Source organism: Azospirillum humicireducens (assembly GCF_001639105.2).
Lineage (GTDB): Bacteria > Pseudomonadota > Alphaproteobacteria > Azospirillales > Azospirillaceae > Azospirillum > Azospirillum humicireducens.
Window position 1 is genome coordinate 1 of the sequence record NZ_CP028904.1, and the last position, 13,744, is coordinate 13,744.

General features: G+C 65.8%; 6 protein-coding genes and 2 pseudogenes. 6 read left to right on the top strand and 2 right to left on the bottom strand.

Annotation, left to right across the window (positions count from 1 at the left end):
• Window positions 1-479: 479 nt before the first annotated feature.
• The 6 genes and pseudogenes from A6A40_RS22245 to A6A40_RS22270 form a co-directional block, all read left to right on the top strand.
• Complete coding sequence (locus tag A6A40_RS22245) at window positions 480-2,204, top strand: ShlB/FhaC/HecB family hemolysin secretion/activation protein (RefSeq protein WP_158279334.1); 1,725 nt, start codon at window positions 480-482, stop codon at window positions 2,202-2,204.
• Window positions 2,205-2,235: 31 nt separating this feature from the next.
• Window positions 2,236-9,111 carry an MBG domain-containing protein gene (locus tag A6A40_RS31100; RefSeq protein WP_158279335.1) on the top strand — a complete coding sequence of 2,292 codons (6,876 nt, stop codon included), beginning with the start codon at window positions 2,236-2,238 and terminating at the stop codon, window positions 9,109-9,111.
• Window positions 9,108-9,674 (top strand): invasion associated locus B family protein, encoded by a 567-nt coding sequence (locus A6A40_RS22255; protein ID WP_108548086.1) that lies wholly within the window; start codon window positions 9,108-9,110, stop codon window positions 9,672-9,674. Before A6A40_RS31100 ends, A6A40_RS22255 begins: the two co-directional genes overlap by 4 nt.
• 100 nt (window positions 9,675-9,774) lie before the next feature.
• Window positions 9,775-11,277 carry a sensor histidine kinase gene (locus tag A6A40_RS22260; protein ID WP_158279336.1) on the top strand — a complete coding sequence of 501 codons (1,503 nt, stop codon included), beginning with the start codon at window positions 9,775-9,777 and terminating at the stop codon, window positions 11,275-11,277.
• On the top strand, window positions 11,274-11,972 hold the full coding sequence (locus A6A40_RS22265) for a response regulator transcription factor (protein ID WP_108548088.1): 699 nt from the start codon (window positions 11,274-11,276) through the stop codon (window positions 11,970-11,972). Before A6A40_RS22260 ends, A6A40_RS22265 begins: the two co-directional genes overlap by 4 nt.
• 152 nt (window positions 11,973-12,124) lie before the next feature.
• Window positions 12,125-12,580: pseudogene (locus tag A6A40_RS22270) on the top strand (IS6 family transposase); the annotation flags it as partial.
• Between the two features lie 106 nt (window positions 12,581-12,686).
• Here the strand turns inward: A6A40_RS22270 and A6A40_RS22275 are convergent.
• Both A6A40_RS22275 and A6A40_RS22280 read right to left on the bottom strand, forming a co-directional pair.
• A pseudogene (locus A6A40_RS22275) lies at window positions 12,687-12,815 on the bottom strand (transposase); the annotation flags it as partial.
• A gap of 78 nt (window positions 12,816-12,893) precedes the next feature.
• Window positions 12,894-13,682, bottom strand: coding sequence for a cyclase family protein (locus tag A6A40_RS22280; RefSeq protein WP_108548089.1), 789 nt, complete (start codon window positions 13,680-13,682; stop codon window positions 12,894-12,896).
• Window positions 13,683-13,744 lie beyond the last annotated feature (62 nt).

Consider the following 13,744-nt stretch of genomic DNA (forward strand, 5'->3'; position numbering starts at 1 on the left):
CCTTGAACCCCTGCCCAAGCTGCTGGCGGCGGCATAATCACGCCCTGAATCCGCCTGAATGGCGGTTCCGGGAGCCGAGGAGCGCGAAAAGACGCTCAATTCTGATAAAAACGGGCTTCAGAACCTCCATTCTCAAGCCTAAGCGTGGGAAAAAGGCCAGAATATGTTCGTTTTCCGCGCCCTGCTAGGCCCGGTTCGCTGCTGTGTCGAACGAGCGGACTGAACCGCACTCTCCACAACCCCACAACGCCCAACCGCGTCTCCTGCCTTCCCCAAATCGGAAGACACTCGATGATCAGAATTGGTCAGATTCGATCATACTTGATGGGTTGAGCCCGTCTGATTGCAGATGAAGTATATAAGAATCAGAAATATGGAAGATGTTCTTTCAGGAAATCAGACGTGATTTTAGAAGTACTCAATCAAACTGGATCCAAAATGACGGTCGGTTCGGTGGGTGCAAAGGATTATTGATGAAAATGCCGGAAAGAACTGCAGCCACCCACGCTCTTGCGCTGATCTTTTCGGTCGCGGGCGTCGTCTTGCCGATGGTTCCGGCCATGGGGCAGACGCTGCCCAACGCCGGCTCCCTACAGCGGATGCTGCGGGACGGCGTGCCCGACCTCGCCCCGCAGCGGCCGCCGGCGGCACCGGCCGTACCGGAGGAGGCGCCGGACACCGGCCCCCGCCTGCTGGTGAAAGGCTTTGTAATCGAAGGTGCGACGCTGATCCCGCAGGCCGAGCTTCAAACACTCCTGCGCGGGCGTGTCGGCAAGGAGCAAAGCCTGCGCGATCTCCAGGACGCAGCGCGGAGCATCGCCGACGCCTACCGCGATCGCGGCTATTTCGCCCGCGCCTTCCTTCCGGCCCAGGATGTCATCGACGGCATCGTGCGCATCCGGGTGGTCGAAGGGCGCTTCGGGCGGGTGATCCGGCAGGACGAGTCGACCCGCACCGATGGGGCCTTCGTCGAATCCGTGGTCGCCGCCCGCTTGAAGCCGGGGGAACCCTATTCCCTGGCGGATCTCGAGCGCGGTCTTCTGCTGGCCAACGACCTGCCGGGTGTCAACGCGGACGGTACCCTGAAAGCCGGGGCCGCGCCGGGCACCAGCGATCTGGAGCTTACCGTCCGCGACGCGCCGGTCGCCACGGCCCAGATCGGCGCCGACAACGCCGGCACGCGGAGCACCAGCCGCCACCGCACCAACGCGGGGCTGTCGCTGAACGGCCTGACCGGGTACGGCGACCAGCTGGCGGTCAAGACGATCGCATCGACCCGGTTGACCTATGGCCAGGCGGGGTGGAGCGTCCCGCTGGGGCCGGACGGCTGGCAGGCCGGGCTGCTGATGACGGCGCTTCGCTACCGGCTCGGCGGCCCATACGAGGATACCGATGGGCACGGAATCGCGATCACGCAGGGTGCCTCCGTCTCCTTTCCGCTGATCCGCAGGTCGGCGGAGACGCTGCGGCTGCGCGCCTCCTACGAGCATGGCCGCTTCGACGACGACATCCTCGGCGAACCCCTCCACCGCAAGCGGATGAACAAGGGCAGCCTGGCACTGGTGGGCGACCGGTCGGACGGCTGGGGCGGCGGTGGTCTGAGCAGCTATCAGTTCGTGCTGACCAGCGGCGTCCTGGATCTGTCGCGGCTGGCCGCCGACCTTGCCTTGGATGCGCAGTCGAGCCGCAGCGACGGCCGGTTCACCAAGCTCTCCTTCGAGGTCCAGCGCGATCAGGCGCTCACAACCGACATGTTTCTCCGCGCCCGCATCGCCGGCCAATGGTCCGGCGGCAATCTCGACAGCTCCGAGCAGTTCGCCCTGGGCGGTCCGGGTGGGGTCCGGGCCTATCCGGTCAACGAGGCGTCGGGGGACAGCGGTCTCCTCGCCACCCTGGAACTGCACCGGCCGTTCACCGAGGGCTGGGCCTCCGGCCTCGACCTGTTCGGTTTCGTGGACGCCGGCGTGATCCGCCAGCATGCCGACCGATGGGACGGCTGGGACGCGGGCAGCGACGTCCCCAACAGCTACCCGCTGTTCGGTGCCGGCGTCGGCGCTTCCTATGCGGTGTCGGGGCGCCTCGGCATCGCCCTGACCGCCGCGGTGCCGGTCGGGGCGAACCAGGGGGCGGCCACCTCAGGCTACAACCAGGATGGAAGCCGGACCGGTCCCTGGGTCTGGTTCTCCGTCACCACGATGTTCTAGGTGTGAGGCGACGATGTATGATCACGGCGGCATGAACCGGGCCTTCCGGCTGATCTGGAACCGCGCCAAGGGGCGATGGGTTGTCGCACCTGAGACAGCGAAGGGAGGCGGATGGACAGTCGGCGCCGTCGCGGTTGCCGCTCTGATCGCATCCACCGGCCCAGCGCGGGCGGAGCCCGCCACGACCGCTCTGCCAACCGGCGGGCAGGTGGTCGCCGGGTCGGTGAGCATCGGCGCCAACGGCTCCAGCATGACGGTGACGCAGCAGTCGGCGCGCGGCATCGTCAACTGGAAAAGCTTCGATGTCGGATCGGACGCCAGCGTCACCTTCAAGCAGCCCGACTCTTCGTCGGTGACCTTGAACCGGGTGACCGCGGGAGCGGGCAGCGTGATCGCCGGCAAGCTGTCGGGCAACGGCAAGGTCTATGTCGTCAACCCCAACGGCGTGCTGTTCACGAAAACCGCGCGGGTCGATGTCGGCGGGCTGGTCGCCTCGACCGCCGATATCGCCGACAACGACTTCATGGCCGGGCGGGAGGTGTTCACCAGCAACGGCGCCACCGGCTCGGTGATCAATCAGGGCACGATCAATGCCGGCGACGGCGGTGCCGTCGTGCTGATCGGCGGCACCGTGTCGAACCAGGGAACCATCAACGCCCGCAACGGCAACGCGGTGCTGGCGGCCGGCGCCAAGGTGACGCTGGATGCCGGGGCGAACGGCCACCTGAAGATTGAGGTTGACGGTGCCACCACGGCGGCGCTGGTGGAAAACGGCGGCCTGATTTCCGCCAGCGGCGGACAGGTGGTGATGACGGCGAAGGGCGCCAGCGAGGCGGTGTCCTCCGTGGTGTCCAATACCGGCACCGTCGAGGCGCAGACCCTGGGGTCGCGGGCCGGCAAGGTGGCGCTGCTGGCCGGGATGAAGGGCGGCGAGGTCAAGGTCGCCGGAACCATCGACGCATCGGCCCCGTCCGGCGGCAATGGCGGGGCGGTGGAAACCTCCGCCGCCAAGGTGACGGTGGCCCCATCGGCCAAGGTGACGACACTGGCGGCCAAGGGCAAGACCGGCAACTGGCTGATCGACCCCTACAACGTGACCATCTCCACGGCGGCGGACAGCGGGGCCGGCTTCACCGCCACCGCCGACGACACGGTGATCAACGTCACCACCCTGACCAACGCCCTGGCGTCCACCGGGGTGACCGTTTCGACCGGATCAAGCGGCAGCCAAGCCGGAAACATCACGGTTGCGGCGCCGATCAGCTGGAGCGCCAACACCACCCTGACCCTCGACGCGGCGGGCAGCATCGCCATCAACAAGGACATCACGGCGACCGGAACCAGCGCCGGCCTGAGCCTGACCTATGGTGGTAACTACATCCTCGGCGGCGGCGCCCGCGTCACCCTGTCGGGGGCGAGCGCCGCGCTCAGCCTGGGCGGTACCGCCTACACGCTGGTTCACGACGTGACGGCGTTGCAGAGCATCAGCGGCAGCGGGAATTACGCCCTGGCTGAAGACATCGACGCCGCCGCCACCAGTTCATGGAATTCCGGAGTCGGCTTTACCTCGATCGGTACGGACGCTGTCCCTTTCAGCGGGACGCTGGCCGGCCTGGGCCATGCGATCGACCGCCTGACCATGAATAGTTATCTGTTGGGTAACAAGTCAGGTCTGTTCGGCTTTACCCTGGGCGCGACCTTGCGGGACTTCACCCTATCCAACGTGTCGATTACCGGCACTGCGCGGGTGGGCGCCGTGGTGGGATGGTCGTCTAACACGTCTCTGACGAACCTCCATGTCACCGGCTCGGTCAGTGGCTATCAGGAGGTGGGCGGGATTGCCGGCTGGTTCAGCGATTCAACGATGACCGGATCATCGTCGACTGCATCGGTAACAGCGACGTCCAACACGGCCGGCGGGCTGATCGGAAACGGCTATTACGGTGTTACCGTCAGCGATTCCTATGCGACCGGTGTGGTAAGTGCTTCGACCAAAGCCGGCGGCTTGATCGGCGAGGTCAGCACCGATGGTTCAACCCTCACGCTCACCAATGTCTATGCCAGCGGTGCGGTCTCCGCTCCCACGGCGGCGGGTGGCTTGGTTGGCAGCGTCACAGGGGTTGGCACCACCGTCAATGCCACCAACGCCTATTGGGATGCCGATTCCACCGGGCAGAGCAGCAGCGCCGCCGGCACCAGCATCACCAACGCCAACGCCTATACCGAAGCCACCTACAGCGGTTTCGACTTTACCAACACCTGGGTGACGCTGGCCGGCGAGACGCGGCCGATGCTGCGCAGCGAATATTCGACCGTTATCTTTACGCCGCACGCCCTGCAATTGATGCAGCAGGATCTGACCGCCAGCTACAAGCTGGGCGCCAACCTGTCGATGACGCCGGCGTTTACCGCCAGCGGCGGCTATTACGGCGACGTCTGGGGTTCATCGGGCTTCAAGCCGGTCGGGGACTTTTCGGGCAGTTTCAACGGCCAGAGCCATACCATCGCCGGGCTGACCATCAACCGCGGTTCGACTCAGGAAGTCGGATTGTTCGGCGTCTTGACGGGGGCGGTTTCCGATGTCGGTCTCGTCGGCGGCAGCATCACGGCCAGTGACAGCAGCGGTTCGCTGGTCGGCAGTATTCCATCGACGGGTACGGTGACGCGCAGCTATTCGACCGCCTCGGTCTCGGGCACCGGCAATTTCATCGGTGGTCTGGTCGGGATAAACGATGGCGCGATCTCTCTGTCCTCCTTCGGCGGGGCGGTGACCACCACCGGTTCAGTGGTTGGGGGCTTGGTCGGCGGCCTTCTTTCTTCGGGGACCATTTCCGATTCCTACGCCACCGGCTCGGTCAGCGGCGCGAATTGGATCGGTGGCCTCGTTGGCGCCATGTATGGCGGGACAATAAGTCACGCCTATTCTACTGCCAGGGTCTCTGGGCCTGGAAATAAGGGCGGACTCACTTCAGGCGGCACCGGAACTGTCACCGAAAGCTACTGGGACACCCAGACCTCGGGAACAGGCGTTGGCCCAGGGACGACCAGAACGACGGCCCTATTGCAGGGTAGCCTGCCCACCGGTTTTTCATCCGCGATCTGGGGGACGGGAACCAACCTTTACCCCTATTTCAAATGGCAATACAGCACGACGCCGGTCGCGGTATCGGGAAGGGCGTACAGCGACGCCGGCGCCAGCGCGCTGGCCGGCGCTACGGTCACCGCCATCTCCAACGGCGCCTCGCTCGGTTCCGCCATCACCGGGGCCAACGGCTATTACTACATCCTCAAGCCGTCCGGCTCGATCAACACCAATGGCGCGCTGGCCTATCTCGATGGTCAAGCGACCAAAGCGGCGGCCTTCGGCGACACGGTGGCGGCGACCGGCGTGACCGGTCTCAATATCTATGGCTCCTCTATCCATCTGGTGACCGGTGAGAGCAGCCTGAGCGCCACCAGAACCGCCTATACCACCACCATGGGGTCGTATAGCGATACCGATCTGTCGTCATTTTTGTCTTCCAGCACTTTCGGCACTCTGACCACCGCGGCGGGATACGGCGTCTATCTTGACGCTTCATCCGGCTATTCCCTCAACACCGCGCTGGGCTCGGCGGGGCTGCTGTCGCTGACCAGCGGCGGCACCTTTGGGGTGAGTGGCACGGTCGGGCTGTCCGCAGCCGGCGCCTTGTCGGTGAACAGCCCGCTATCGTGGAGCGATGCCTCGACCCTGACGTTGGCCACGACCAGCAGCGGCAATATCACCCTGGGCAATACGGTCAGTGGGACGTCTGGGCGTCTCAATATTTCCGCGGGCGGGACGGCGACTTCCAGCAGCAGCTTGAGCGTCGGGACGTTCTCGCTGACCGGCGGCACCTGGAGCCAGATCGCCTCCTCCCTGCCCAGCTTCAGCGCCACCGATTTCCGCCTGACCACCAGCGCCAGCTTCATCCGCGCCAAAAGCGGCGATGGCTCGGCGGCGACCCCTTACACGATCGCCGACGCTTACGGTTTGCAGGGGATGGCATCGACGGCGCTGGCGACCAAGAGCTTCAAGCTTGGCAATGACATTGACGCCAGTGGAACGGCCAGTTGGAATTCCGCGGCCGGTTTCGTTCCGGCCGGCGACGGCACGACCGCTTTCACCGGTGCCTTCGACGGGCAGGGATACGCCATTTCGGGGCTGACGATCGCCCGACCGACCACCGATTACGTGGGTCTGTTCGGCGTCATCGGCGCTGGCGGCACCGTCAACAACGCGCGCCTGTCGGGGACGGTTTCCGGGCGAAGCTATGTCGGCATGCTGGCCGGACGGAACCAGGGGGTGATTTCGGGAAGTTACAGCACCGGCACCGTTACAGGGAGTGCCGCCGGCTCCTACGTCGGCAATCTGGTGGGGGAGAATAACGGCGGCACCATCGGTACGTCCTTCGCCACCGGGTCGGTCAGTGCGGGCGGCTCCAACCTGGGTGGGCTGGCCGGGGCCAACGACGGCGCCGGCAGCATTCAAAATTCCTATGCCACCGGGGCGGTGAGCGGCACCGGCGGCACTTCGGACAGCATCGGCGGTCTGGTCGGCTTGAACAGCGGCACCGCCACGGTCACCAACAGTTACGCAACCGGTTCGGCGACCACCAGCGGATCGGGGACCAACATCGGCGGTCTGATCGGACAACTGACCGGCGGGACGGCCAGCGGCAGCTTCTGGAACACGGCCAGTTCCGGCCTTGGCGTCGGCGTCGGTTCCGGGACGGTCGCCGGGGTCACCGGGCTTGATGCCGCCGGCATGAAGACGCTGTCGAACTTCACCGCCGCCGGCTGGAGCGCCGACGATCAGGGCGGCACCGCAACGACGTGGCGGGTCTACGACGGCTATACGGCGCCGCTGCTGCGTGGCTTCCTGACCAGCCTGACGGTGACCGGTGGCAGCGGCACGAAAACCTACGACGGCAGCGCCAGCACCACCAGCGTCGGCACGCTGACCTATGCGCCGGGGGGCTATACCACCGCTTTGGTCAGCGGCACGGCGCGTTATGTCGCCAACAGCACCAATGCCGGCACCTATTCCGGCGGTTCATTGACGCTTGGCGGGCTCTATTCCAGCCAACTCGGTTATGACATTACCTTCGCGCCCGGCACGCTGACGGTGAACCAGGCGGCGTTGACCGTGACCGCCAACAACGCCAGCAAGACCTACGACGGGCTGGCCTACAGCGGCGGCAACGGCGTCAGCTACAGCGGCTTCGTCAATGGCGAGACGGCGGCGGTGCTCGGCGGGACGCTGGCCTATGGCGGCACCGCCCAGGGTGCGGTGAACGCCGGCACCTACACGCTGACCGCGTCCGGCCTCAGCTCCGCCAACTACGCCATCGCCTACGCGCCCGGCGCGCTGACGGTGAACCAGACGGCGCTGACGGTGACCGCCAACAACGGCACGAAGACCTACGACGGGCTGGCCTACAGCGGCGGCAACGGCGTCAGCTACAGCGGCTTCGTCAATGGCGAGACGGCGGCGGTGCTCGGCGGGACGCTGGCCTATGGCGGCACCGCACAGGGCGCGGTGAACGCCGGCACCTACACGCTGACCGCGTCCGGCCTCAGTTCCGCCAACTACGCCATCACCTACGCGCCCGGTACGCTGACAGTGAACCAGGCGGCGCTGACGGTATTGACGGTGACCGCCAACAACGCCAGCAAGACCTACGACGGGTTGGCCTACAGCGGCGGCAACGGCGTCAGCTACAGCGGCTTCGTCAATGGCGAGACGGCGGCGGTGCTCGGTGGAACGCTGGCCTATGGCGGCACCGCACAGGGCGCAGTGAACGCCGGCACCTACACGCTGACCGCGTCCGGCCTCAACTCCGCCAACTACGCCATCTCCTATGTGCCGGGCACCCTCACCATCAATCAGGCGGCGCTGGTGGTGACCGCCAACAACGCCAGCAAGACCTACGACGGACTGGCCTATAGCGGTGGCAACGGTGTCAGCTACAGCGGCTTCGTCAATGGCGAGACCGCGGCGGTGCTCGGTGGAACGCTGGCCTATGGCGGCACCGCACAGGGCGCAGTGAACGCCGGCCGCTACACGCTGACCGCGTCCGGCCTCAACTCCGCCAACTACGCCATCTCCTATGCGCCGGGCACCCTCACCATCAATCGGGCGGCGCTGACGGTGATGGCGGGCAACGCCACGAAGACCTACGACGGACTGGCCTATAGCGGTGGTAACGGTGTCAGCTACAGCGGCTTCGTCAACGGCGAGACCGCGGCGGTGCTCGGCGGGACGCTGGCCTATGGCGGCACCGCACAGGGTGCGGTGAACGCCGGCATTTACGCGCTGACCGCGTCCGGTCTCAGCTCCGCCAACTACGCCATCTCCTATGCGCCGGGCACCCTCACCATCAATCGGGCGGCGCTGACGGTGATGGCGGGCAACGCCACGAAGACTTACGACGGGCTGGCCTACAGCGGCGGCAACGGCGTCAGCTACAGCGGCTTCGTCAATGGCGAGACGGCGGCGGTGCTCGGCGGGACGCTGGCCTATGGCGGCACCGCACAGGGCGCCGTGGACCCCGGCCGCTACACGCTGACCGCGTCCGGCCTCAGCTCGGCCAACTACGCCATCACCTACGCGCCGGGTGCGCTGACGGTGGACAGCATCGTGAACGGCGGGGGGAGCACCACACCGGTCGCGCCCGCGTCCGACGCGCCGACGGCGAGCACGCTCATCCGCATCACCCGCGCGGCGAGTGAAGGGGACAGTCCCGGCGGTACGGCGGCCGGTGACGGGGTCACACCCGCCGGCGGGGGCGGGGCGTTTCGTTCCCCGTCCAACGCTCCATCCACACCGGCGCAGCCCGTCCTCGTCGTCGCCCCGAACCCGATCCGGGTGGGGAGCGCGCCATGACCCGCCCCTGGCATCATCGTGGACGGAAGGGTGTTCAAGGACCTCGCCGGTGGTGCGTCCTCGCCGTCCCGGCGATCGTCGCCACCATCGCCGGGCATGCGGCGGCGACCGGCCTGCCCGGCGGCTCCAGCGCTCTGCGTGAAACCTACGACCGGTGGGAGGTCGCGTGCGTCGCCCAGGAGACGTCGCCCCGGTGTTTCATGATGCAGACCTTGCTCGACGGGGAGTCCCGGCAGCGCCTGCTGACCGTCGAGGTGCTGCCGGCTCCCGGCGGCACGGCGACGGCGACCCTGATCATGCCGTTCGGTCTGGATCTGGCCAAGGGCGTGACCCTGTCCTATGGAGATGATGCAAAGGGGCCGAGTCGGCCGATCACCACTTGCCTGCCGATCGGGTGCATCGTCCCACTGGCGTTCGACGCCGCCACGATCGCCGGCTTGAAGAAAGCCGCGACCCTGACCGTCGGCGCGGTCACCATGGATGGCGGCAAGGCGGTTCGGATCCCGGTTCCGCTCAAGGGATTTCCGGCCGCCTTCGCCCGGATCTCCGCGATGTCCAACTGAGGGCGCGCCGACCGCGCAGCCGCGATCTTTTCCACTGCCGCGGTCGTGGCGATATCCGCTACACAAAGCGTTCCAGCATCAGCCAGGTTGCAGCGCACCGATGTTCGACCTCAAGACAATCGTCGCCGTCCTGTTCTTCAACGCGCTGATGCAATCGGTCGTGTGGACACTGATGTGGTTGTCCTTGCGCCGCTTTGCCGCGTTGAAGTTCGTCGCCGGCGGGCTGCTGCTGGTCGCCATCGGCCTTTTCCTGTTCATGCAGCGGGAAACGCCCCCCGAGCCCTGGCGCGTCATTCTCGACAATCTGCTGATCAAGGCCGGTCTTCTGATGCTCGCCGACGCGCTGGCACGTTTTCTGGGACAGCCGCGCTATCCCCGGCTCGCTGTGGCGTGGTTCGGTCTCCACGCGGCGATCTGGAGCACCGCGGTCATTCTCACCCCGAGCGATCTCGGCCCGCGCGTCCTGTCGGCGGTGATCTACACCTCCGTCGTCATGCTCTTCATGTGCGCGACCCTGATGCGCGACCGCAGCCAGCCGAGGGCGTTGCGCTGGATCACCATCGGCATTCTGGTGGAATACATCGTGGCGATCAGCGGCGTGTACCTGATGGGAGTCACCCTGCGATCCGGCGGCACGGCCGAGACGGCGGTCCTGACGAACGGCGATGGTTGGTTCTTCCTGCAGGCGAACCTGTTCCTGATGGCCTATTTCGGCTGCATGCTGTTCATGGTCAGCAACCGATTGGCCGTCGATCTGAGGATGCAGAACCACGCCCTTGCCCAGGAAGTCCAACGGCGGCGCGAACTGGAGGCGGAACTGTCCGCCAGCCTGGAGGCCGAGATGGCGCTGCGCAAGGATCAGGAACAGTTCATCCGCATGGTCGGGCATGAATTCCGCACCCCGCTGGCGATCATCAAGCGGGCAACGGAGATGACCGGCCTGATGCTGCCCAATCCCCCTGCCGGCGTGACCGAGCGTCTGGGATGGATCGACGATGCGGTCAGCCGGCTGATCACCCTCATCGACCGGTTCCTGGTGATCGACAGCCGGGATGGCGGGGTGCTGCAGATCGAGGACATCGACGTCAACGCCATGCTGGAGGATGTCGACCGCCATTTCGAGGCGTTGGGGATGGCCCCGCGGCTGCGGGTCGAGCCCTATCCGGGCACGTTGATCTACCGCGGCGATCCCGACATGCTGCTGACGGTGATGATCAATCTCGTGGACAACGCGCTCAAATATTCTCCGCCGGACAGCGTCGTCGATGTCCGGGTGTCGAGCATCGACTCTGCCATTCTGCTGATGGTGACAGACGCTGGCATCGGAATCCCCGAGGAGGAGAAGGGCCGGATCGGAAGCCGTTTCTATCGCGCGTCCAACACCCGCGCGGCGACCGGCACCGGCCTGGGGCTGTACAACAGCCGCCGGCTCCTGGCCTATCACAACGGGACGCTCACGCTGGCCCGGCGCCAAGTCGCCTCCGGGGGCGACCCCAAGGGCGACCGCAGGAACGGTGGCGCGGGAACGGTCGCCACGGTCAGGCTACCGCTGCCCGGCCCGAACGCCGCCATGGACAGTGCGCGAAAGGTCGATGCACCATGAGCTGGATTCTGGTGGTGGAGGATGAGCCGGCACTGCGCGCCGATCTCGTGACGTATCTCGGCATGCGGGGCTTCACCGCGGAGGGGGCGGGGTCCGCCGCCGCCATGGCGGAGCTGATGGCGACGCGACCGGATCCGGCCGTGGTGATCCTCGACATCGGCCTGCCCGACGGCGACGGGCGGGAAATCGCGCGCCGGCTGCGCGCAGAGCGCACCTGCGCGATCATCATGCTGACCGCCCTCAGCGAAGCCGACGAGCGGGTGCGCGGCTATGACAGCGGTGCCGACATCTACATGGTCAAGCACACCTCGTTGCGGGAGATCGAGGCGGCGATCAACAGCCTGCTCCGCCGGATCCAGGAACCATCTCACCGGACGCAGCAGTCCCCCCCCCGACCCTGGGTCCTCCACCGGCCGAGCTGGAGCCTGATCGCTCCCGATCTCAGCGCGGTGAAGCTGACCGCCACCGAGGTGGCGTTTCTGACCGTGCTGATGAACACCATCAACGAGACCTGCCTGCGCGACGACCTGGTCCACGCCATGGCCCGCCGCTATACCACCTTCGACAATCGCCACCTCGACGCGGTGGTCAGCCGCCTGCGGCGCAAGATCGCCAAATCCACCGATCTTCCCTCGCCGATCAAGGTGATCTATGGCACCGGCTATGCCTTCACCAGCCCTGGACGGATCGACTGAGATGATGTGCATGCTCCCCTTTCCTCGGCATCGGAGTATGCCGGGATGCGGTGTTTGTCTGACATTGCAGTGGAGGGCAGTGTGGCCGAGGGCTCTGTTGCAAAGTTGGCAGGAAGGCGGCGAAATGGCTGGATGCTGTTGGGAGCCAATCCGTGTCGGGCTTCACGGGGCGCCACTTCGAGGGTGAGATCCTGCTGTGTGGGGTGCGCTGGGACTGCCGGTACGGCGTCAGCTGCCGTGATCTCGAGCAGATGACGGCCGAGCGCGGCGTCGCCGTCGATCAATCAACGATCTACCGCTGGGTGCAGAAGGACGCCCCGGAGATCGAGACGCGGCCACGCTGGCAGCGGTACTGCCCCCGATCAACCAGCTGGCAGGTCGACGAGACCTACGTCAAGGTGGGCGGCAAGTGGGCCTACCTGTACCGGGCCGTCGACAAGCATGGCGACACCATCGACTTCTCCCTCTCTCCCTCGCGCGACACCGCCGCCGCCAAGCGCTTCCTGTCCAAGGCGCTGAACGGTCTGAAGGCGTGGGAGACGCCGACGGCCATCAACACCGACAAGGCGCCAACCTATGGGCCGGCCCTGGCGGAACTGGAGGCCGAGGCCGTGCAGTTCATCAGCCGACAGCTCGAACTCCAGGACGCACAGCGTCGGCGGTGATGTCCATATCCATCATCTCCCGCCTGCCGGCCAACTTTGCAACAGAGCCCTTGGTCTTCCAGGTGCAGAAGGTCGCCTCGCTGACCCCGTGCCGGCGGTACATGTCCGCCGTTTTCTGCCCGGCCTCCTGCTCCTTCAGGATGCCGATGATTTGCTCCTCGCTGAACCGGCTGCGTCTCGTGTGTCCGTCTTCTCTCGATGACGGACTCTACCCAGTCCTGGAGGAGTTTTCGGGTCTCGGGTCAGAGGCCGTCGATCATTCCCCGATGATCGCAACAGCACGTGTCCAACCCGCAGATGCACCGCGGATCTTGTGGGGAAAGCAGGACATCATGAAGCCGAAAGGCGGCAGGGCTTCCAGATTGTGCAGCTTCTCCAGATGGCAATAGCCGATGTCGCGCCCGGCCTTGTGCCCTTCCCAGATCAGACTCTTGTCGCCGGTCTCGACATATTTCTTCGCGGTGTAGGAGAAGGGGGCGTCCCAGCTCCAGCCATCGGTGCCGGTCACCCGCACACCGCGTTCGAGAAGGTACATCGTCGCCTCATAGCCCATGCCGCAGCCGGCGTTGATGAAGTCATCATGGCCGTAGCGCGAGCCGGCGCGGGTGTTGACCAGCACGATCTCCAGCGGTTGCAGCGTATGGCCGATGCGGGCGAGTTCTGCCTCCACCTCCGCCGCGGTGACGACATGGCCGTCGGGCAGGTGGCGGAAATCCAGCTTCACACCGGGTTGGAAACACCAGTCCAGCGGTACCTCGTCGATGGTGATCGACCGGCGCGGCTCGCCCAGCTTGGCGTCCATCGTCGGATGGAAATGGTAGGGCGCATCGAGATGCGTGCCGTTGTGGGTGGTCAGCCTCACCCATTCCGCCGCCGCCGCCTTGCCATCCGGCAGATCCTCGCCCTTCAGGCCTGGGATCAGCCGCTCGAAGGTCGCGACTGACTCGTCATGCGTCTCATATTCGATCGTCGGGCGCAGGCCCGGGGGATCCGAAAAGACATCGTTTTCAAGATAAATGGAAAGATCGATCAGACGGCGAGCCATGGCTGGTCCTCCCCATGGGTGATTTTCTGAGCCTAACCACCCGGTTTCACTTGAGAAATTGA

Coding starts and splice junctions, on each gene's coding strand:
- A6A40_RS22245 (WP_158279334.1), top strand. CDS start 480: ATGCCGGAAAGAACTGCAGCCACCCACGCTCTTGCGCTGATCTTTTCG.
- A6A40_RS22255 (WP_108548086.1), top strand. CDS start 9,108: ATGACCCGCCCCTGGCATCATCGTGGACGGAAGGGTGTTCAAGGACCT.
- A6A40_RS22260 (WP_158279336.1), top strand. CDS start 9,775: ATGTTCGACCTCAAGACAATCGTCGCCGTCCTGTTCTTCAACGCGCTG.
- A6A40_RS22265 (WP_108548088.1), top strand. CDS start 11,274: ATGAGCTGGATTCTGGTGGTGGAGGATGAGCCGGCACTGCGCGCCGAT.
- A6A40_RS31100 (WP_158279335.1), top strand. CDS start 2,236: ATGAACCGGGCCTTCCGGCTGATCTGGAACCGCGCCAAGGGGCGATGG.
- A6A40_RS22280 (WP_108548089.1), bottom strand. CDS start 13,682: ATGGCTCGCCGTCTGATCGATCTTTCCATTTATCTTGAAAACGATGTC.